17 protein-coding genes are annotated in these 20,051 nt (G+C 44.1%); 1 reads left to right on the forward strand and 16 read right to left on the reverse strand.

Annotated features, from left to right (window positions below; translation table 11 throughout):
- Position 1: 1 nt before the first annotated feature.
- From ACSQ8P_RS27070 to ACSQ8P_RS27130, 13 genes are all read right to left on the reverse strand, one after another.
- Positions 2 to 1,585: a sulfatase family protein gene (locus ACSQ8P_RS27070; protein WP_436238027.1), complete on the reverse strand. Its 1,584-nt coding sequence runs from the start codon at positions 1,583 to 1,585 to the stop codon at positions 2 to 4.
- Positions 1,582 to 2,781 carry an oligogalacturonate lyase family protein gene (locus ACSQ8P_RS27075; protein WP_436238028.1) on the reverse strand — a complete coding sequence of 400 codons (1,200 nt, stop codon included), beginning with the start codon at positions 2,779 to 2,781 and terminating at the stop codon, positions 1,582 to 1,584. The genes ACSQ8P_RS27070 and ACSQ8P_RS27075 overlap by 4 nt, the downstream gene beginning before the upstream one ends.
- 115 nt (positions 2,782 to 2,896) lie before the next feature.
- Positions 2,897 to 4,453, reverse strand: a complete 1,557-nt coding sequence (locus ACSQ8P_RS27080) for an extracellular solute-binding protein (RefSeq protein ID WP_436238029.1) — start codon at positions 4,451 to 4,453, stop codon at positions 2,897 to 2,899.
- A gap of 132 nt (positions 4,454 to 4,585) precedes the next feature.
- Complete coding sequence (locus ACSQ8P_RS27085; RefSeq protein WP_436238030.1) at positions 4,586 to 5,467, reverse strand: carbohydrate ABC transporter permease; 882 nt, start codon at positions 5,465 to 5,467, stop codon at positions 4,586 to 4,588.
- Between the two features lie 60 nt (positions 5,468 to 5,527).
- Positions 5,528 to 6,493 carry an ABC transporter permease gene (locus tag ACSQ8P_RS27090; RefSeq protein WP_436239613.1) on the reverse strand — a complete coding sequence of 322 codons (966 nt, stop codon included), beginning with the start codon at positions 6,491 to 6,493 and terminating at the stop codon, positions 5,528 to 5,530.
- Positions 6,494 to 6,762: 269 nt separating this feature from the next.
- Positions 6,763 to 7,842 carry a glycoside hydrolase family 88/105 protein gene (locus ACSQ8P_RS27095; RefSeq protein WP_436238031.1) on the reverse strand — a complete coding sequence of 360 codons (1,080 nt, stop codon included), beginning with the start codon at positions 7,840 to 7,842 and terminating at the stop codon, positions 6,763 to 6,765.
- A gap of 30 nt (positions 7,843 to 7,872) precedes the next feature.
- Positions 7,873 to 10,503, reverse strand: coding sequence for a hypothetical protein (locus ACSQ8P_RS27100; protein ID WP_436238032.1), 2,631 nt, complete (start codon positions 10,501 to 10,503; stop codon positions 7,873 to 7,875).
- A gap of 189 nt (positions 10,504 to 10,692) precedes the next feature.
- Positions 10,693 to 12,996 (reverse strand): helix-turn-helix domain-containing protein, encoded by a 2,304-nt coding sequence (locus ACSQ8P_RS27105; RefSeq protein ID WP_436238033.1) that lies wholly within the window; start codon positions 12,994 to 12,996, stop codon positions 10,693 to 10,695.
- Positions 12,997 to 13,154: 158 nt separating this feature from the next.
- Positions 13,155 to 13,886 (reverse strand): amino acid ABC transporter ATP-binding protein, encoded by a 732-nt coding sequence (locus tag ACSQ8P_RS27110; protein ID WP_436238034.1) that lies wholly within the window; start codon positions 13,884 to 13,886, stop codon positions 13,155 to 13,157.
- Between the two features lies 1 nt (position 13,887).
- The gene (locus tag ACSQ8P_RS27115; protein WP_056624247.1) at positions 13,888 to 14,535 is read right to left on the reverse strand and encodes an amino acid ABC transporter permease; all 648 of its coding nucleotides are present in this window, start codon (positions 14,533 to 14,535) and stop codon (positions 13,888 to 13,890) included.
- 83 nt (positions 14,536 to 14,618) lie between these two features.
- Positions 14,619 to 15,407 (reverse strand): basic amino acid ABC transporter substrate-binding protein, encoded by a 789-nt coding sequence (locus tag ACSQ8P_RS27120; protein ID WP_436238035.1) that lies wholly within the window; start codon positions 15,405 to 15,407, stop codon positions 14,619 to 14,621.
- A 228-nt stretch (positions 15,408 to 15,635) separates the two neighbouring features.
- A complete protein-coding gene (locus ACSQ8P_RS27125; RefSeq protein ID WP_056624253.1) occupies positions 15,636 to 15,938 on the reverse strand; it encodes a YunC family protein in 303 nt (100 codons plus the stop codon).
- Between the two features lie 434 nt (positions 15,939 to 16,372).
- Positions 16,373 to 16,558: a hypothetical protein gene (locus tag ACSQ8P_RS27130; RefSeq protein WP_436238036.1), complete on the reverse strand. Its 186-nt coding sequence runs from the start codon at positions 16,556 to 16,558 to the stop codon at positions 16,373 to 16,375.
- Positions 16,559 to 16,701: 143 nt separating this feature from the next.
- Between ACSQ8P_RS27130 and ACSQ8P_RS27135 the strand changes: the two genes are divergently transcribed.
- Positions 16,702 to 17,193 carry a hypothetical protein gene (locus ACSQ8P_RS27135; RefSeq protein ID WP_436238037.1) on the forward strand — a complete coding sequence of 164 codons (492 nt, stop codon included), beginning with the start codon at positions 16,702 to 16,704 and terminating at the stop codon, positions 17,191 to 17,193.
- Between the two features lie 43 nt (positions 17,194 to 17,236).
- Here ACSQ8P_RS27135 and ACSQ8P_RS27140 read toward each other — a convergent pair whose 3' ends face one another.
- The 3 genes from ACSQ8P_RS27140 to ACSQ8P_RS27150 all read right to left on the reverse strand — a co-directional run bounded on the left by ACSQ8P_RS27140 (position 17,237) and on the right by ACSQ8P_RS27150 (position 19,993).
- A complete protein-coding gene (locus ACSQ8P_RS27140) occupies positions 17,237 to 19,201 on the reverse strand; it encodes a putative bifunctional diguanylate cyclase/phosphodiesterase (RefSeq protein ID WP_436238038.1) in 1,965 nt (654 codons plus the stop codon).
- Between the two features lie 85 nt (positions 19,202 to 19,286).
- On the reverse strand, positions 19,287 to 19,655 hold the full coding sequence (locus ACSQ8P_RS27145) for a DUF423 domain-containing protein (RefSeq protein ID WP_436239614.1): 369 nt from the start codon (positions 19,653 to 19,655) through the stop codon (positions 19,287 to 19,289).
- Between the two features lie 35 nt (positions 19,656 to 19,690).
- Positions 19,691 to 19,993, reverse strand: a complete 303-nt coding sequence (locus ACSQ8P_RS27150; protein ID WP_436238039.1) for a hypothetical protein — start codon at positions 19,991 to 19,993, stop codon at positions 19,691 to 19,693.
- Positions 19,994 to 20,051: the final 58 nt, after the last annotated feature.

Consider the following 20,051-nt stretch of genomic DNA (forward strand, 5'->3'; position numbering starts at 1 on the left):
TCTACACGCCTCCTCCCAATAAGCGGATAAGCTTGCTCCAATCCCCACCCAGCTCTTTCCAAAACCATGAGCGCTGCTGTTCGGGAAGCAACGATGGCGGAATTCTGGAATCCCAAGGCATTCGCGAAAACGGCCTTGGATTAAATTTGGCTGCTTGAGGCTGAAATGGCATCACCTTCAACTTACATCCTGTTTCATCGAGTGCAATTTCAGGATTTCCATAATCGATAACCCAACGAATAGCTTCCTCTTGATGCTCTTTTATTACATGCTGAAAGTCGGGATCCTTCGCCAAATCAACAAGTTCATGCGGATCGCTCAGGAGATCATACAGTTCCTCATAACCACCGTTCTGATAAAAGAGATATTTCCACTCTTTGCTGCGAACATGGAGCATATAGTTGGGTGCCACATAAAATTCGGAACAGACTACATTTCGGCGAACCGAGGAAGGTTCCGTGAGCAGTTCCAATAGATCCAAACCAGATCTGCCTTCGTACTTGCCCTTTTCACTTGTCCGATTGACGAGAGTAGGAAAAATATCGAGCAGGGTAGTCAATTCTTCACAGCGGGTACCCGGATGAATAACACCAGGCCACCACGCTAACATCGGGATGTGCAAACTGCCTTCGTACCCTAAGTTTTTATACCATAACCGATGGTCGCCAAGCAGTTCCCCGTGATCGGAAGTGAAAATAACGAGCGTATTGCCCACCAGCCCCTCTTCCTCCAACGTTTGCATAATCCGACCAATTTGTTCATCAATAAACGTTATATTGGCATAATAATAAGCCCTGTTTGTTAGAATAGCTTGTTCCGAGTATAGATCAGCTTCCATCGCTTGACGATGCGACCCCAAATAAGGATTTTTTGATGTTCCATCCTTTTCAGACACCCAAGGCCTAGGCATTTCTTCCGGCGCATACAAATCCGTCAAGTGTGAAGGACAATCGAACGGAGCATGAGGTTTGACGAACGATGTCCATAAGAAAAAGGGCTTGTTAGAAGGTCTTTCCGTTTTAAGCCATTCTACGGTTCGATCCCCACACCATTGTGTAATATGAAGCTCTTTGGGCAGGCCGTTCACGAGCGGCTTAAGCTCGTTATAACCAATCTCGGGAGGTTTCTCCCATCCCCAGGCATCATGCTCCATGAGGTAGCGGTCATAATCATCAAACCGAATATCCTCTAAGCTTCCAGCCGTACGTACACCTCTCATTTCTTCAGATAAAATAAGATGATCCATCCCATATGTTTGCTCATCCGGTGTAAAATGCATCTTCCCGATCGCCTGATTGTGATACCCGGCTTTGGACAAATAAGCAGCAATTGATTCATCGGCAGCAGTTACAGGATTGGATTCGTTATTGAACACATTCGTCTTTCCGGCAGCAAACCCCGTCATCGTACATGCTCTGGCAGGAGCACATAGCGGATACGGGGTAATCGCGTTTTCGAAAACGGCTCCTTCCTGCGCCAACCGATCCAAATGCGGCGTTTGAATCGTTTCGTTTCCGTAAGCCCCTAACGTATCCCATCGCTGCTGGTCCGTAAAGATGAGAAGTAGATTTGGTTGTGTCTTCATGTAACTGGCATCTCAGGTAAAGATTCGAATGCTGGCACGTCGACCATGTACAAGTTACCATATCCCGACATATCACTCGTAAACAGTACATGCTTGCCGTCAGGGCTTAGTCTCGGATGGACGTGAAGATTTTGCGAATGGAAACTTCCTCGGTGCTTACATAATATACGCGGACCTTTAAATCCTGCCCCATCATTGCGCCATACCTGAATCGTATCTTGAAATTGCTGCCCATGATAGGCGCTCGTTTGCTGACCGTCACCGATAACAAGGGATAAATCATTAGAATGAACATGCATATTTTGAAAAGGAAACTCGTACTGTTCGACATGACTGTTATCAAACAGGACAGCTCCGATAATTTTCCCGGTATGATCCTCAAGAGAATTAGTAAAACCGTGGTAACCGATATGAATGCCGTCTGACAGCCAATATTCGTGGCCAACATATTCATTCGGTATCTTATCCTTTACCTTCCAAACTTGCCCGGAAGCGATATCCAGCACCCAAATTCGATGATCAATCTGTTCCCAAGGCCCTTCATGGCAAAATGTTAACAGATGAGCTTGCGTTGGAGACGTATTGACGTGGCCAATCCACAGCTGGTCTTCATGAAACTTTTTCACTTTCCCGTCGATAGGGGAAACTCCCATAATCATAGAGTGCGGCTTCGCACGGAAATACTCCTCAAAACCCAAGTAACCATTCTTGGTATCCATTGCGATACTTTGTGTTAAATCCTTGTTCAGACCAAAGCATAACCACTGCCCATCTGCGGTGCAGCTCAAGCTGCCGAATTTATAGTTCTCAGGAATCGTATAGAGAATCCGTTCTTCCATCGTTCCCAAGTTGATTGCCATGATCGCATTGTCATAGTAGAAATAGGCCTCATGTCCGTCTGGATGAAGAAAGGTCCCTTGAATCCGAGATTCACGGCCACGTTCCAAATCCGTTAATTGGGTTATTACACCATCGCGCAGATCCATGCTGTACAAATTGGTAACATTCTCACGATCTGATCCAAAGATCAACTTCCCATCTCCGTAGAATCCATTATTTGTAAAATAAATATGATGACTATGCGAACAATGATTCGTTAACTGAGTTACGGTTACGCCTGTAATCCGGTCAGTATAACTGCGTCGTTCCGAAGGCCAAACCGTTCCTTTACCGCCTCTAGATCTTGCCGTTGTCATCGCAATCGCTCCCTTAGTAAAAACGTAATAAATTCCATCCGGAACCCTTAGGATAAGGTCCAGTCCTATGGAGCGACTGGACCTTATCCGCTAAGAGTAGTTCTACTCCGTTACCTTATTTAGTTTTGCTTGCAGCGAAGGCTTCGCTTATTTCTTTCGTATAGTCATCGCCACCGCTCTTTTTCCACAAATCCATTTCGGCTTTATAGCCGGCTTCATCAATTTTGCCAACAATAAATTTAATTCTTGCGTCTTCCACCATTTGATCCAATTGCGCGCCTTTTTGTGTATAGGTTGCAGTTGTAAATGGTTCTCCTGGATTTGTAACAATAATTTTCTCATTGGCCTTTTGCACTTCGACCGATTTCGTGCGAAGCGGTGTAGACGGTTTGAACATGTCAGGTATAATGTACGGAATCGAAGATAAGATCTGGTTCATATTCTTATTATTAATATCAGGAGCCATTGGGTCAGTCGGAACGATTAGAATAACCTGTTTGCCATCTTCCACTTTATAATGAACACCTTCAATACCAAAGTTGAGTAGCGCTTGCATCTCTTTATCGTTGGTCTTATCCAAGAAAGTAAGTACTTTCTTCAAATCAGCTTCTGTTTTAACGCTCGATTTCGAGATGAGGAACATACCGTTATGCCCAGCTGTCGGTTGATTATGAAGGCCGGTAGGACCGCTTACAGCACCAATTAAATCTATACTGCCCTTCGGATTGACTTGTTTCATTTTCTCTTCAATTTGATAGGAACGTTCTGTCACGTCAACCGCTACACCCGCTTGTCCGTTAATAATCGGATCATTCCATTTCGCTGAATCATAAACTGCAAAATCTTGATTGATTAACTTCTCATCATACAGCTTTTTGAAAAATTTGAGTGCCTCCATATATTCTGGAGTCAAATGGGCCGGTATTAGCTTACCGTCTTTCTCAGCCCACTTATTCGGAGCCCCGAACCAAGTTTGCATAATATCAAAAGGGCCCGCATATTTGGTTACAACCATGCCATACGTATCGTTTTTGCCGTTTTGATCCGGATCCTTGGTGGCGAATGCCTTTAACATCGCGTAAAATTCATCGATCGTCTTCGGTTCCTTCATGCCTAAGTTATCAAGCCAATCCTTGCGGTAGCTGATCCCCATTCGTCCGATCGGGCGGGATACAAAGAGGCCATAGTATTTACCGTTTACCGACGTATTGTTAAGAACGGTTGGGTTCGCTTGTTTAAGATTTGGATAATCTTTGAGATAAGGGCCTATTTCCCAGAATGCGCCTCCTTTGATCGCGTTGGCTACAGCAGGCAATTTCGCATTATTTACAAATAGAAGAGAAGGAATCGAACCGGAAGCTAGTGTTATGTTCAGTTTATCGTTATAGCTTGCATCAGGAACAAATTGAAAATCCAGCTTCGTGTTTGTATATTCTTCTACTTTTTTCCATACTTTACTTTCCGGGGTAGCTGTATCATTGTAATAGCTCTTCAGCATAATACTGATTGGTAATGGCTTTTCTACTGCTGCCGTCGTCGCTCCTGCGGTTGCCTTAGCTGTGTCTGTCGGTTTAGACACGTCAGTACCCGAACTGCACCCTGCAATAACTGTAACTGCTAATAACACGCTAGTCGTTGCGTACAATGGTTTTTTCTTTTTGTCCCAATTCATATTCTTTTGCCTCCCTTTGTCATATCAAACATGGTTTTGTATATGTTGAAGCAAGCACCTGTCGTCAATACCTTACCAGTCTTGAACCGATGCTGCGACAATCCGAAAATAATCCCTTTACATCGAAAACGATTAACCTTTTACAGCACCAATTAAGACCCCTTTAGCAAAATACTTTTGAATAAATGGGTAAACCAACAAAATCGGTAATGTCCCCACGACGATGATTGCCATTTTAATCGATTGATCCGGAGGTTTTACGTAAGTAGGATCGTAAGTTCCCATTTCTAGCGAGCCCGTTGCCATTAGTACAATTTGCCGCAATAGCACCTGCATCGGCCACTTCTTGGCGTCTGATAAATAGATCAGCGCATTAAAGAAATCGTTCCAATGTGCAACTGCGTAGAAAAGAGCGAATGTTGCGATAACTGGTTTAGAAAGCGGAAGAATAATACGCCACAGCACACCAATATCATTACACCCATCAATTCGTGCCGATTCAATCAATTCGTTAGGAATTTCCTGAAAAAATGATTTTATAACAATCAAGTTAAAGGCGTTGATCGCAACAGGCAGCATAACAGCCCAGTAGGTGTTCAACAGTCCTAAGCTTTTAACAACCAGGTAAGTAGGAATAATTCCACCGCTAAACACCATGGTGAAGATGATCAGGTTCATGAAGACATTTCGGCCAATCATATGGCTCCGCGATAAAGCATAGGCCATCGTAAAGGTAAAGAAAAGATTTACAAGAGTACCCCCAATGGTTATAAATACAGATACTCCCAAACTTCTCGGTAACGTATTATCTTTAAAAACAAATTTATAGGCATCAAATGTGATGTCTTTGGGAATAAGGAAAAAGGATCTGCTCCCTATCTCGAGATCGCTTGCGAACGATCCCGCCACGATATACATGACCGGAAGGATCATGGCCAGGGCAACGATAGCAAGAAACAAATAATTGGCGATATCAAACAATTTTTCGCCTACAGACAAATGGCGTGTGTTCATCGTACTCTCCTCCTAAGCGTTTTGCGAATGCAAAACTGACTTCGTAATCATGTGCAAAAATCAGAATATACCGGAATGTCCAGCCCTTTTAGCTAAATAATTCGTTGTAAAAACGAGAACGACACCGATAATGGCTTTAAATAGCCCTACTGCCGCGCTGTAGCTGAAAGCGCCCTGAATGATCCCCGCTGTATAAACATACGTATCAAACACCTCAGCAACCGATCTGTTTAACGGATTAATCATTAATAATACTTGTTCAAATCCACGGTCCATAAAGTGACCCATTCGCAAAATCAGCACGACAATGATCGTTCCCTGAATAGCTGGCAGTGTAATGTGCCACAGCTGGCGAAATCGATTTGCTCCATCGACGATGGCCGCTTCATATTGCTCTTGATCTACCCCCGCAAGCGCTGCGAGAAAAATGATCGTTCCCCAACCCATCTCTTTCCAAATACTCTGTGTGATAATCATGGAACGAAACCAGTTTTCGCTAGTTAGAAAGTCGATTTTATGCCCGAATACCTTCAGCATCAATTCATTAATGACACCACCTTCTGTCGTCAAAAGAAGATAGGAAATACTTGCAACGATAACCATCGAAATAAAATGCGGGATATAAATCAGCGATTGAATGAAACGTTTGTAAAAAGATTTGCGAACTTCGTTTAGTAAGATAGCCAGTATGATTGGTGCTGGGAAGAAAAACACCATATCGTACAAGCCAAGCAAAAGCGTGTTGCGTATCAATTTGAAGAAGACAGGATCTTGAAAAAATTGCTTAAAATTATCAAGTCCGACCCACTCGCTTTTCATAAAACCGACATAAGGTTGATAATTTTTGAAGGCTAGCAGGACCCCCCACATCGGAACATATTTAAAAATAATAAAGTAGGCTAATCCCGGCAGCACCAGCAGCAGCAAATATTTATCTCTTACTATTTTTGCTATTAACGTGCTTCGCTTGGAAGTTCTAACGTCTGGGACAGGCACGATGTGCTGTTCAGTATTTGAAGTTTTGATCATGTTTTCACTCCTTCGCAATTAAAATTTTAACTTGTGGCTCTGTAAGTCCCACACTATAAGATTCATAAATTTCTGACAATAACACTTTTTTAAAAAATCGCTTTCTTCAAAATAGTATGAATCCAGAAAAAAAGTATTAGCAACAAAATAAGGCCCAGCACAAAGGTATTCTTGTTTGAACTACTCAGAAAAAATGTGTTATCACAGGAAAGCGTCTGCATGGCAGCCGCTTTCCTGTGGAAATATAAATGAGTTGAACAATAGCTTTATTCCATTTGGGAAATGTCCTTTACCCATTTGTACGTAAGAAGCGAAGATAGGAATACCAATGCCAGGCCCTGTCCCCAACCTTGTATTCGCTGATGGGCAACCCCTATATAGCCGTCAGCATCTTTCATCACAGCCGTTCCTGCCGATACGTCCATTACTGTACCGTTATTCGATATTTTCGATAATATGGCAGGCACCGCCTTCTGAATGTATGTATTGTACATAGGGGCGCCGATGGCTTCGTTATATCGAATTAATCCGGCAGCAAGACCCGCTGAACCTGATGTTTCCTCATAAGCGGTCGGATCGTTCAATACGGTATGCCAGAGACCGTGAATGGTTTGAAGCCGAACGATGCTGCTAAGCTGATCACGCAGTGAATCGTACATTTTCATATAAGACGGATGTGTGACTTCTACAATATGAAGAGCTTCCGCCATCGTGTATGCCGCCCATGCATTTCCTCGAGCCCAATAAACCGCGGACATGTTGTTCTGCGCGATATGATCCCAACCGTGAACATACAGATTCGTTTCAGGGTCCTGCAAAAAGCGCTCGTGTGCATGATACTGCAGTAGGCCATCGTCCAGCCAATCGTTTCTACGAAGCAAAGTACCGATGCGGATGAGAAAATATCCGGCCATAAACATCGTATCGACCCAAGCCTGTTGCGGGAAATCGTAGTTTTGCGATACGGTATGCTGAAACACCCCACCCCCGAATCGAACTGCATCGGTTCGCAAGAATTCCGCCATTTGGACGGCTACATCCAGATACCTTTCCTCTTTGGTTTGTTCGTACAGGGTTAGCAGAGTATGACCGATGGATACCGCGTTGACGGTTAAAGTAGGTATACCATCCTCCAGCTGCTCATCGATCCACATTTGCAATTGTTCCAAATACTTCGCTTCACCTGTAGCCAGATAAGCTTGACCTACTCCGTAGAATGCGACACCAGCGGGCCAATCCCATGTCATATCCATCTGAAAGGTTCTTGTTACAACCCGATCGATAGCTTGTTTAATATCCGTTTCATTGATCCTTACATATTTCAAAAAAAATTCCTCCCCGAACATTAAACATGGAATGTTTAGACTGCACTGCACTTACTTGTTGAGCAAATTCATAAATTCAGCATTCAGCTCCGTCGGAAGTTCGTTCCCGATCAGCTCAAGGCACATTATCGCATTCAATGACCATTGTGATGTTACGTTTGTCGTGATGGTCGGCTGCTCTTGAATCGGCCTTACATACGCCAGCTCCGGCACTTGATAGGTTCGCAACGCGTCCTCACTTTCTCCAGGCAGTCGATTCTCCAGCAGAATGCGCCATGTCTTCGCAGCCAACTCCGCATTATTACGCCTATTGGCTGCATAGGCCGCCATCGTTGCCGCAAACATCGGCCAACTGAATTGATCTTGAGAAATGACCCCATTCGTACGTGCTAACTTTTCCTCGGATTCTAAGTAGTAGAAGTTGCCAAATTCCACAAGCATGTCATCCCATTCAGGATCAGAGAGCAGCTGCGAAAGCTCAATCCACACCTGCGGTGCGCCGAAGGATATGACCATATGAAATCCGTAATTCCCATCACTGATATGGGTAAGAATCCCAGTATTCGGATCGTATCCGAATGTAGTGCCTGATAAGAGCCGGAATGGTGCAGCCTTCAAGTTCTTAATTCCTTGCAGGATCTTATCTCGATATTTCGTATACTCAAAGCGTTCCCATTGCGACATCCAATTCGAGCTGAAAGCCGCCCAGTCCGGTCCACTCCTCACGTGGGTTGGATGCTCATCCTTTGGGAAATAGGCTCGCATCGGATCGATTCCGACGGTGGCGAAATCAGCATCGGCCACTTCCGCCAAAATATCTCCAATACGTTCATCTGCAGTCAAGAAATAAAAGTAACGGTGTAAACCCGCCATTGCGATACGCGCTTCCTTGCATCCGCACCCCCAGTGAACCACATTATGACGAGATCCGAGCCCTGCATATTCACCTAAATGATAGACATCGACTTCACTCGTATGACGCGTCATAGCCTCCGCCATGCGGAACAAATCTGCTCGCCCCGATCGCAAAAACGAGAGCCACAGCCAGATGTTCGGTACAAGCTCGGTGTTCTGCCAGGCAAAACCGCCTACGTCGTATCTCCATTCATGTCTTACTTCATCGTATGTATGCATGAAATCTCCATAATTCCAGAAACCGTACCAACGCCTTTGTTCAACCTCTTGCTGGTAAAAGCTCAAACAGGCATCGAGTTGATCTTCGATCCAAACTTTTGCAGGCGTGCTGCGGTCAGGCAGGCTCCAGATGCCGAATACGTTCGTATCATGATAACGTGTAGGTTCACATACGAGCTGCGGCGGGGCTTGCACATTCCCAGTCATGTTGGCAAGATCGGCAGCAGCAGGTGTCCCATCGCAGCACCACAGCATAAGCTCGTTCGTATTTCCGATTCCATAGGGTGTACTGCGTAGCTCTTCTGCCCCTTCATAGCCGCTTTCTACATACGTTGTCGTATCGTAATGACGCATATCCATCGCTGCCGTATCTGGCGACCAGAACCAGATTGTTAGCTTGGCCTCATCCGTCGTCATACCTTTTACTTCCAAAGACGAAGGGTGTTTCTGCCAAAAATTACGTAGACCTACTGCAAGTCCGCCGTGAGTGTCTCCTGCGTATACGAGCCCATTCGCACGGTTACCGCTGATGGCCTTCACTGGGCTGCATTCTTCATGTGTTTGCTTGACGACAGAATAGGAGTCGGCCGAAAGCTGCGTTAATTTATAGCTGTCCCACGCAGCGGAATTGTCAAGCAGTGCCTTGAATTTCGCATCCTTCTCAGGATCGAATGCAATCGCTTCTCCAGCTTGCTGCTGCCTGAACATTTCTGTGTAGACACCCTTCGTTCGCCATGTGGACAGATGCCGGGGGGATTCGCTGAAAAAGCCGGTATCGCCCGCAAAACGAACATACCTGTTGTAAAGAGGAGCTCTTAGCGGTAAACCAAAGGAGATACCAAGCCCTTTCACAAAGTCCTCCTGCGGATCTCCGTTAAACAATGACGTGTGGACCATCCGAATCGATGCTTGGTTGGCATAGAAATATAGACGCAACCGAAACGGGAGCCAAGAATGATCGCCTTCCTTGGAAATATGCTCGCCTTCCACTAGCAGTACGACCCGTGAGGATCCCTCCTGTTCGATCGTTACGGATTTGACCTCACCATAAAACGATTCTTCCTGGTAAAGACGGCCACGCGATGTCGTCCGTCGTTCTTCACGCATACAGACGAGTGAACCTTCCTTGCCAAGCTGTTTCTCCCCGTGATATAAAGCCCGGATGAGTGACTTTCCTTGCTTTCCGACGATACACCGGATGACACCTGTGTCGACAATCACTTCATCAGCCGATTGTGTAACCTTCAAGAGAGATCTCGCAAGGACCGCTGGAGACTGTTCATAAGCGGATATAAGTGAATAGCCTTCGCTTTCAGGCTTATCAAACGACGCAGCGTGCGCTGTCCATTTCACGCTGCCGTCAGGCCAATAGGCGGTTGGCCAGCTCTGAAGCTCAAATGCGTCTCCGGATGGACCAATCAGGTTGAAAGCGCCGGCTTGCGACCGATTCAATTCACCTATGTGCCAAGGTACTCCCCATGTAACGCCGCTAGAGCTTGGTGGTGCTTCTTCCAACCAACGCACACGTAGATGCTTTTTCTGTCCCATTTCATCTTTACCCCTCTACAAATTCATTTTGTGTCTTGGTTCAAGACTAATATCTGCTGAAATTTCCTTCAACAACACTTTTTAATTTCATCTATGACGGGAGCTTTCACTTTTTTAAAGGAATAAGACTTTTTTTCAATCGCAAAAAAAACAAACCGCCATTACAGGCGGTTTGTGGCCATCATGCTATTAATTTCGGTATAAATCCCGATATTGGCTTGGTGTAATACTTTCTTGTTTCTTAAAGATCCGATTAAAATAACTTGGCTGATATCCAACCTTCTCGGCGATGTCATTGATTTTCAAATCCGTGTCACGCAAGAGATCCTTCGCTTTTTCAATGCGCAGCTCGGTTAAATAGTCGATGAAATTTTTACCTTTGACCTGTTTGAACGCTTTGCTTAACGCAACCGTATTCGTGCCTGCTTGATCGGCGCAGCTTTCTAGAGATATTTCCTTCATATAATTGTTCTGCAAATAAATCATCACAGTTTCTACGGTCTTTTTCACTTGCGAGTCGGAGCGTGATTCCAGTTCCAGCATGCACGGACTCACTACTTTGTCGTGAAACCAGGCGATCATTTTTTGTGGGTCTCCAATTTGCATGAGTTGTTCGTACAAATTAGCCGATTTGAATATACGGTTTGGATCCAGACCCGCAAGTCGAATAGCATGCAAGATACTACCAAGCAGTTGAAGCGCTCCCTGGTGAATGTCAATTATTTTAGCACCGCGTTCAATCAGCTCTTCCAGGAAAGTCTGAATAAGCTGTTTCGCCTCATCTTTCTGGGCTGTACGAAGCGCTTGAATGATCTCTCTTTCGAGTGCGAAAGGATAATGAATCTCCTGGTTCTCTTTATCGTACTCATCCATAGATTCCAAATCGATAATTTGGTTCCGGCTCTCGAAGCGGCGTCTGCTAGATGCCTGCATCGCTTCCTCAAATCGGGAGGGCACATGAATGACAGATAAAGCGAGACTGCCGATCGTAACCGAGACGTACACGTTGAGCACATGATGAATAGCCTGGGTCAGTTCTTGACTAAAGGTTCTGAATGCTTCTTTCAGTTCCGTTTCGGTTTCGTCAGGAACGATAAGGAGAAGACCCACTGACAAATCGTGGAAATTCATTACTTCCGCTTGCTCGAAACGGCTTGAGGCGAGCTCCTTCGTAATATTCGCAGCAACGAAAGTGACGAGACCTTCATCGCCAGACGAGAAGCGTCCTTCCAAGTTTTCAAATCCGCTCAAATGGATGTACAGCACGGCGTAATGCCGATTGTCCACCGACCAGCCGAAATTACGCATCCTCTCAAGAAGAGCCTGCTCGGAGTATGAATAGAGATACCCTTGAACAAGTTGAAGCAGGAAGCCCTCCTTGAGATGAGGAAGTTGCTGTTCCAGCTTATTCTGAAGCGTCATGCTCTCTCTAGTCAGGTGCAGCCATTCTTTCTCAATTATTTTAAAATCATCATGATGTTCGTTCCCTAACCCCGTTAATGCAGTATTTCCCGTCAGCATCCTAACTAACTGGGCGATAGGCGAATAGATGCGTCGTGAAGCAAGCCAAGATAAAACGAATGCGAGCAGCAGCATCGCGATGCTTAATGTCAAAACCAGTTGAGAAATAAAAACGACCGGCTTTGTAATCGTGCTGATCGGAGAAGCAGTAACGTACTTCCAATCGGTACCAATGCGTGACATCGTCCCAAAGGATACGGTGTAGGTCGTTTGATTCCAATCAAACAGAAATGAGCCTGATTTAGTCTTGCTGGCAAGAACCTCTCTCTTAATGGCTTCTTCCAGCTGCGACGCTGATTCTTGCCCTGAGCTAGATAGCAGTTGCTCGCCATTCTCGTCCAACAGGAACGTCCCCCCGTCGTCATAAGGGGCCAACGTTTGCAGTAGTTTGACGACCCTCGTCGTTTCGATAGTGACCGCAATGATACCGAAAGGCTTCTCATCGGTTTCAGGTATTTTTACCATTAAAGATAATGGGTTATCACTTGGAGAATCCGATTCGGAAGTAATCTGTGACCAGAACACGTTCTTATCATGCGCGAGCAATTGCCTGTATCCGTCGATCTGCGCAGCATCCGTTAATGCCTCGTATTGCGGATGAAATCGCACGGGGGCTGACCCTTCCAAGAACAACTCTGCTTCAATAGCCAGTGGATTGGCACCTTTCATATTGGCTAAAGTCTGTGTAATGTTGCGAGCAATCTCAAAATCGCGCGATAGACTTAAACTCGCTAATGAATAACTGAAATTCGGATCGAATGCCCAATGCATTACCGATGTTTCCAAGTATGAGAACTGTTCGTCGATATTGGCCGCTCTCAGTTGAATCTGTTTATTGTGCATCTGAAGCAGCTCGTTTTCTAGGCGTCCTCCTGCCAACCAATTCATTAATCCTCCGAAGATAAGTCCAGGAATACTGGAAATAAGCAGAATAATAATCCAATTATTTCGAAACCGCTTACTTTTAAACACGAACTCACTTCCCCCTTTATGAAACCTACCTTTCATTATGATAACGTTCTTTCCTTAGATATGTCCATCAACTAGTTCACCTGCATGACCTTCTACCGTTGAAATTAGCTTTCAATAAAAAAAAGGCCGCGCTAAGCGCGAGCCTCATTGTAATTGATCTATAGCACTTTGGACAAAAACGATTTCGTACGTTCCTGGGTAGGTGCCTCAAAAATTTGTTGCGGGCTGCCTTCCTCAACAATAACACCTTGCTCCATGAACATGACACGATCGCCTACTTCACGCGCGAAGCCCATTTCATGCGTCACGACAACCATTGTCATGCCTTCTTGGGCCAATTGCTTCATAACATTCAGCACTTCGCCAACCATTTCGGGATCCAGCGCAGAGGTTGGTTCATCGAATAACATGATTTTTGGCTCCATCGCAAGTGCACGTGCAATCGCAACACGCTGTGCCTGACCACCGGATAAAGAATCCGGAAGCGCGTTAGCTTTATCCGCCAGTCCGACCTTGGCCAAAAGCTCCAGGGCTTTCTTCCGCGCTTTATCCTCTGGCCATTTCCGCACCTGGATAGGCGCAAGCATAATATTATCAACAACCTTCATATGCGGGAATAAGTGAAACCGCTGAAAAACCATACCCAGTTCCATGCGGATCTCATTAATTTTGTTTGTAGGGTCCATGAGATTACGACCATCAATCGTAATTGTTCCACCATTGGGCTCTTCTAGTAGGTTCAAACAACGTAAGAACGTAGATTTCCCTGAACCTGAGGGACCAATCACAACCAGCACCTCTTGGTGCTTAATTTTCGTGCTAATGTCACGAAGAACAACGTTATCTCCGAACGCTTTTTTCAAGTTCTTTACTTCTATTAAAGCTGTCATATTATACTCTCCTTTCGATATAGCCAAGAAGCTTGCTAAGAGAGTAAGTAAGAATAAAATAAATAAGTGCAGCTGTCAAATACGGCTCCCATACTTTGAAATATTGGCTGCGCATGGCATTGGACCAATACATAAGCTCTGGTGCCGCGATGATTGCAAACAAGGAGGAATCCTTAATCAAAACGATAAATTCATTACCAAATGGCGGAATCATCCGTTTGATCGCTTGCGGTAAAATGACCGATTTCATCGTTTGGAAATGCGTCATGCCCAGGGAATGCGCGGCTTCAGTCTGGCCTTTATCGATCGATTGGATACCTGCACGGAAAATCTCCGCCATATACCCCGCTGAATTCAAAGACAATGCCACAATAGATGCGATGATCGGGTTCGTCGACCCTAAGAATAAAGGGACAACCCCGAAGTGAACAAGCAATATTTGAACCAGCAACGGTGTGCCACGGAAAAAGTTAACATAGATACTCGTCGGCCATCTCAAATAGCCGCGGTGTGACATTTTACCTAAACCAACTGCCAGCCCCAATACAGACCCGAAACAGATGGAGAGAATGGAAATACCAATCGTCCATAGCGTACCTTTCAGCAGCAAGGGGACATAATCAAGTATGATATCAAAACGAAAATCCATTCCACACTTCCTTTCCATTAATTATTCTGCTACTCACAGAAGAAAAGCATGCGTAAGGTTAAATCACGCATGCTTTTGAACTTTTATTTTTGATCGAGCAATTTCTTCGTATCTGGCTCTTGACCGAACCATTTTTTGTACACTGTTGCATAAGTGCCGTTCTCAATTACCTTTTTAATTGCTGGATCCAGCTTCGCTTTGAGGTCGCTGCCTTTAGGAAGCAAGATACCGTAGTACTCGGATTCGAAGTTTTTCGCGTCCGCGATCGAAACGAATTTTTTGTTTGGATTGTTTTTAACATACTCACGAATAATAGCAATATCTGCAACAACCGCGTCTACACCGTTACTCTCAAGCTCCATCAATGCAAGTGTGTTATTATCCATACGTTTTAGCGACTTGTTATCAGCACCCATGATTTTCGTCATAAGCGTATCAGCCGTAGTAGAGATTTGAACCGCTACTTTCTTATCTTTCAAATCAACTGCACTTTTGATCGGGCTGCCTTCTTTAACAAGAATCATGTTCGTTGACTCGAAATAAGGAGCTGTATAATCGTACGTTTGTTTACGCTCGTCAGTAATAGATACGCTGGAAATACCTGCTTGATACTCTTTACCTTGTTGAACACTCGTCAACATCGTATCCCAGCCCGTATTGGTAACACTATAAGATAGACCGGCTTCTTTCATAACTTCAGCAAGGAAGTCAATATCAAAACCAGCCACCTTGTCTTTATCCATATATTCCATCGGTGCATATGCTGCATCTGTTGCAAATTTAACTTTCGTACCACCACTATCTTTCGAGCCACAACCTGCCATTGTTAAAACTAAAGCTGCTGCTACCACAGAAATCATTAATTTTTTCATCATTTTTCCCCCGTTCTATGTAATGGACGAATCATATATTAACACTTGGTTAATAAAATGACAACACCTCTATGCATAAAAAAGGAAAGGAAATTGCAGGAAGTGTGAATTTTTATTCATTTTCAGTTTCATGCACAGATGTTCTACACGGCTTTGTCATCTTGCATGATACAAAAAAACGCTTAGGTCTTAGTGACCGAAGCGCTCGAGCTTGCCGATTAATCTGTCTTACATCATTTTAAGTATAGCTTCTCGTCCTGTCATCCCAGCGACAATACCTAGGTCTTCCGCCGTATAGGTTACTGATTCAAGCGGTGCTTCCAAAAGCTCCTCGATCGTTCGAACCCCGGTAGCTCGCGCCGCTACAATATTCCTGTCACTTAATCGCTCGTTGAGCAGCGCCACATCGAGTGCGCCGCACATAATGTAACCTTTATCCGTTGTCACCACTAGCAATGTCGTTTTCGGCAATTTAACCTCTATCGCGATTGCTGTATGTCCTTCAAGAAGAATGGGTTCTACGCGCATCATGCTCTGCACAGCTCCTCTTCGCAGTCTTACGGTAGTATATGCGCCTGCGGCTAGTACGGTGTGAGGTCACTGTAAAGATTCTGTGTGTTTTTCCATTTTATTGTGAGATCGTGAAAAAAGGCTAATTCATAACCTCATTAAAGCTCTCCGCTCGGCTTGAGGTCTACATACCGGACAAACACCAACAACTCTTCCTTGTTCGTCTGAATAGAAGCTCAGCCTCTTATCCTTTTTGCGACAAAACGAGCACGTTTGCTTGTTCACTTTGGAAACTTTCTTTCCGCGTAAGGACATCTGAATAATCTTCGTCGTCTCAACCTTATCTCTAATTTTATAAGTAAGTTTATAAACAAAAAGTAGCACACTCAATAGGAGGATACTGAGCACGATCCATGTCATAACGCAACCTTCCTTCATGCCAAATTCTTTCAAGATTACTGGAGATGGAAATGGGATGTTGCTTTAATCATTCGAATTTTTTCTTTCTGTTCTTTAATAATGTCTTCATACATTTTTAATTGCCTTACAAATAAATCATATTCTTCTTCTGCTTCTTTGAGAATGGCTTCTGCCTCTATCAATTTTAATCTCAGATCTTCTCTCGCTGTATAATCATCCAATGTGGTACCTCCAAAACAACCATTTATTTTTTCTACTCGAAATTACTCGGGAAAGAGCCATATATGAAAACGAGGCTACATTTGATTATGATATCATGATATAGTTAAGACAAGTGCGATTTCAGTGCAGTTAGGAGGCAATGATGAACCCACGGGATTCAAACACAAGTCCGAAGAATGGACATTTATTCACCGTAGAGATTTTAATTGAAGATCAAACCAATGGCCTTGCAATGGAAAAGCTCCTGCATTTGTTAAATGTAGACACGATCAGAGATTATAAAATCCTCCAAGGTATCCAGCTTGGTCAACTTATTGAATTGAACACGAAACAAGGAAGTCCCGCTTCCTTATATACAAATAAAAAGCCTGTCATTCCTACACCAACAGCAGCAAGCAGAACGAATCATTCTGAAGCTGCGAAACACATTGTTGAGCAATTAGAGAGTTTCAAGACGAACAATACCTTGATCCGTTTGACGGTAGTCAAAGCACAAGGTATTAAACTGAGTCTCCCTTGTCGAATCCTCAATTTTGACGCGAGCAGCCAGAATGTGACTGTCTATCATGTTGATGAGAAGAAGGTATATCTATTTAAGTTAAATGAAATCGATGATTACGTGGCAACAAATTGAAAAGAAAGGTACCCTGGCTAAATATCCGCAAGGGTACCTTTTTCTATTCACCTGACGCAGTTGCAACAGCAATTCCATGGCGCAGCATATGCTCAAGCTCCACGCGATCCACAGGAGGACTAAACCAATAGCCCTGAACCTCGTTGCATCGATTCTGATATAAGAATTTCAATTGATCTTCTGTTTCTACACCTTCCGCGATAACCTTCAGATTCAAATGGTGCGTCATGGCTATAATGGTCGCAACAATGGCTGCGTCATTCGGATCTACCATAATATCTCGTACGAAGGAGCGGTCAATCTTCAGCTTATCAATCGGAAATTTCTTCAAATAATAAAGCGAGCTATAGCCTGTACCGAAATCGTCGATACTCACATTCACACCAAGCTCTTTCAATTCAAGAAGTGATTGAATGGCATGATCCACATCCATCGTCATACTTTCGGTAATTTCCAACTCCAAATATTTCGGATCCAGCTCGGTCTGATCAAGAACATGGCTTATTTTCCCTTTAAGATTATGCTGAAAGAACTGTCTCATCGATAAATTCACTGAGATCGGAATAGGGGCATACCCATCAGACTGCCATGTTTTATTTTGCTTACAAGCCGCGCGGAGCACCCACTCACCAATCGGTACGATCAATCCACTTTCTTCCGCTAACGGAATAAACTGATTAGGCATAACCATCCCCTTATCTGGGTGATTCCACCGAATTAATGCTTCTACACCAACAATACGCCCCGATCCTATATCCACCTGAGGTTGGTAGTAAAGTATGAATTCTTCATTGACTAACGCTCTGCGCAGCTCATTCTCCAGCCTCAAACGATTAATCGAAACCGATTTCATGTCCGAATTGAATATCTGAAAATCGTTTCTCCCCTTCTCTTTGGCCCTGGCTAATGCAATATCTGCATATTTCATCAATACGTCAGCCTCATCTGTATCTTCCGAGGAAATGGCGACACCAATGCTTGCCGTGACATGCAGCTCATATTGTTCAAGGAGGAAGGGCTTCTCCAAGACACGATTGATCTCCGCAATGACGGTCATCACATCATTCCCATCTTCAACGTTGGAATAGAAAAAGGCAAATTCGTCACCTTCCGTATGTGCTAGGAAATCCTCAGCGGTCAAACATCGTGTGAACCGCTCCGCTAATTGGAGCAGCAGCATATTGCCATAGTCATATCCAAAGCTATCATTAACAAGTTTGAAGCGATCAATATCCAAATAGAACACTGCAACTTTATGACCTTCTTCTTTACATAGACGAAGTCGTTCGTTCAAATGATCTTTAAATAACCGTCGATTCGGAAGCCCCGTCATATCATCGTAATAGGCCATATAACGGACTTGCTCATCGCCGCGTTTACGTTCCGTAACATCCTGACAAATCAGAATATTCCCTTTCGTATGGTGATGGATATCGACAGGAACAGCTGTTACATGCAAATCGACGCGATAACCGCGCTGATGCTGCACAGACGTATCAAAGGTATAAGGAAGTCCGTTGCGACTTTGTTGCAATTGACGCTCTGTGAACTCCAATTGTTCATCCGTTACAATATCCGTAAAAGGTTGATGCATGAGGTCTGTGACCGAGTATCCCAGAATCGATTCTGCCGCTTGATTCATTCGAATGAATTTGCCTTCATCATTAAAGATCCCGATCGCATTGGGATTATGTTCAAATAGAGAATCCAGTACACTAAGATACGCATGATCTCTAGGAAGTTCCTTGGGTATCTGCGGTTGTCGCAGCGATTTCTTAGCACGCAGTACGTAAAGCAATGCGAGCCCGCCCAAGAGACAAATCCATGGGGCGTACGGCTTTACGAAAATGCTAACGCATATGGCTACGACGACATATACGACAATATAGAGCCGATTGTTCACGAATTCGCCTCCTTCTTTGGTTCTATCTTCAATAGGGAAACCTTTATTGATATCCGATCTAGCTCCCAAATGCTGTAAAGTAATCTCGCTCACATTTCTAATCATTGTTTACTTTCTACAAAGGTAGTGCCATTTCCTGCTAACTCGACATGAAATGCGAAAAAGAGCCAGATTTCTCCGGCTCAATTTGCTAATTTAATTTAAACGCTGCTATGGCTAACAGGATCCAACCGACAAGAAAGCTTAATCCACCTAGTGGAGTTATGGGCCCAAAGGCCTTAATACCTGTCAAGCTTAATCCATACAAACTGCCAGAGAACAAGATAATTCCGATGAAGATTGCCCACCCTGAGGCATTCACCAAGGAAGTATTTCCAAGCTTGTCCGAGAGCAGTGCGATCACGAGTAAAGCAATAGCGTGTATCATGTGATAATGAACGCCTGTTTGAAACACATCGATCTTATCAGGAATTTTCGTTTTTAAATAGTGGGCGCCAAACGCACCCAATGCGACAGACAGGAAAGCATTCAAGCTTCCAAAAATCATAAACAATTTCATCATAAGACTTTATTTCCTTTCACTGCTGTAATGAACTACTCGACTTCCCCAATATCATGTTGGCCCACAATCAAGCGAACAGGCTCCAAGAATACACGTGTTACAGTTGGCTGCTCAATTAAATTCACTTCAATATCTTCGATCTTATAACGGATCGTCTTTCCCTCACGCTTGTCATAGACAACGTCGAACTGCTTCAAACCTAGCTGATGAATCAGAACGGAAGAACCAATTGTGACTGCATTTGATTCAAATTCCCCGTGTTCAAATAGCACCTCAGACAAAATCTCATCATTCATATCGACAATCGTGACGTACTGGCAAAATTGGTATCTCATCGTAAGAAATCCCCCTTGAATTGGATGTATTTAGGTATATATACCCATTCGCCGAAAA

This window comes from Paenibacillus sp. LjRoot153 (genome assembly GCF_964253085.1).
In the GTDB taxonomy this organism is placed as follows: Bacteria; Bacillota; Bacilli; order Paenibacillales; family NBRC-103111; genus Paenibacillus_E.

What these genes read in the sequence shown, in the direction of transcription:
- ACSQ8P_RS27115 (WP_056624247.1), bottom strand. Translation starts at nt 14,535, where the DNA reads ATGGATTTTCGTTTTGATATCATACTTGATTATGTCCCCTTGCTGCTG.
- ACSQ8P_RS27150 (WP_436238039.1), bottom strand. Translation starts at nt 19,993, where the DNA reads ATGAGATACCAATTTTGCCAGTACGTCACGATTGTCGATATGAATGAT.
- ACSQ8P_RS27100 (WP_436238032.1), bottom strand. Translation starts at nt 10,503, where the DNA reads ATGGGACAGAAAAAGCATCTACGTGTGCGTTGGTTGGAAGAAGCACCA.
- ACSQ8P_RS27125 (WP_056624253.1), bottom strand. Translation starts at nt 15,938, where the DNA reads ATGATGCGCGTAGAACCCATTCTTCTTGAAGGACATACAGCAATCGCG.
- ACSQ8P_RS27075 (WP_436238028.1), bottom strand. Translation starts at nt 2,781, where the DNA reads ATGACAACGGCAAGATCTAGAGGCGGTAAAGGAACGGTTTGGCCTTCG.
- ACSQ8P_RS27120 (WP_436238035.1), bottom strand. Translation starts at nt 15,407, where the DNA reads ATGAAAAAATTAATGATTTCTGTGGTAGCAGCAGCTTTAGTTTTAACA.
- ACSQ8P_RS27135 (WP_436238037.1), top strand. Translation starts at nt 16,702, where the DNA reads ATGAACCCACGGGATTCAAACACAAGTCCGAAGAATGGACATTTATTC.
- ACSQ8P_RS27085 (WP_436238030.1), bottom strand. Translation starts at nt 5,467, where the DNA reads ATGAACACACGCCATTTGTCTGTAGGCGAAAAATTGTTTGATATCGCC.
- ACSQ8P_RS27145 (WP_436239614.1), bottom strand. Translation starts at nt 19,655, where the DNA reads ATGAAATTGTTTATGATTTTTGGAAGCTTGAATGCTTTCCTGTCTGTC.
- ACSQ8P_RS27140 (WP_436238038.1), bottom strand. Translation starts at nt 19,201, where the DNA reads ATGATTAGAAATGTGAGCGAGATTACTTTACAGCATTTGGGAGCTAGA.
- ACSQ8P_RS27095 (WP_436238031.1), bottom strand. Translation starts at nt 7,842, where the DNA reads ATGTTCGGGGAGGAATTTTTTTTGAAATATGTAAGGATCAATGAAACG.
- ACSQ8P_RS27110 (WP_436238034.1), bottom strand. Translation starts at nt 13,886, where the DNA reads ATGACAGCTTTAATAGAAGTAAAGAACTTGAAAAAAGCGTTCGGAGAT.
- ACSQ8P_RS27080 (WP_436238029.1), bottom strand. Translation starts at nt 4,453, where the DNA reads ATGAATTGGGACAAAAAGAAAAAACCATTGTACGCAACGACTAGCGTG.
- ACSQ8P_RS27070 (WP_436238027.1), bottom strand. Translation starts at nt 1,585, where the DNA reads ATGAAGACACAACCAAATCTACTTCTCATCTTTACGGACCAGCAGCGA.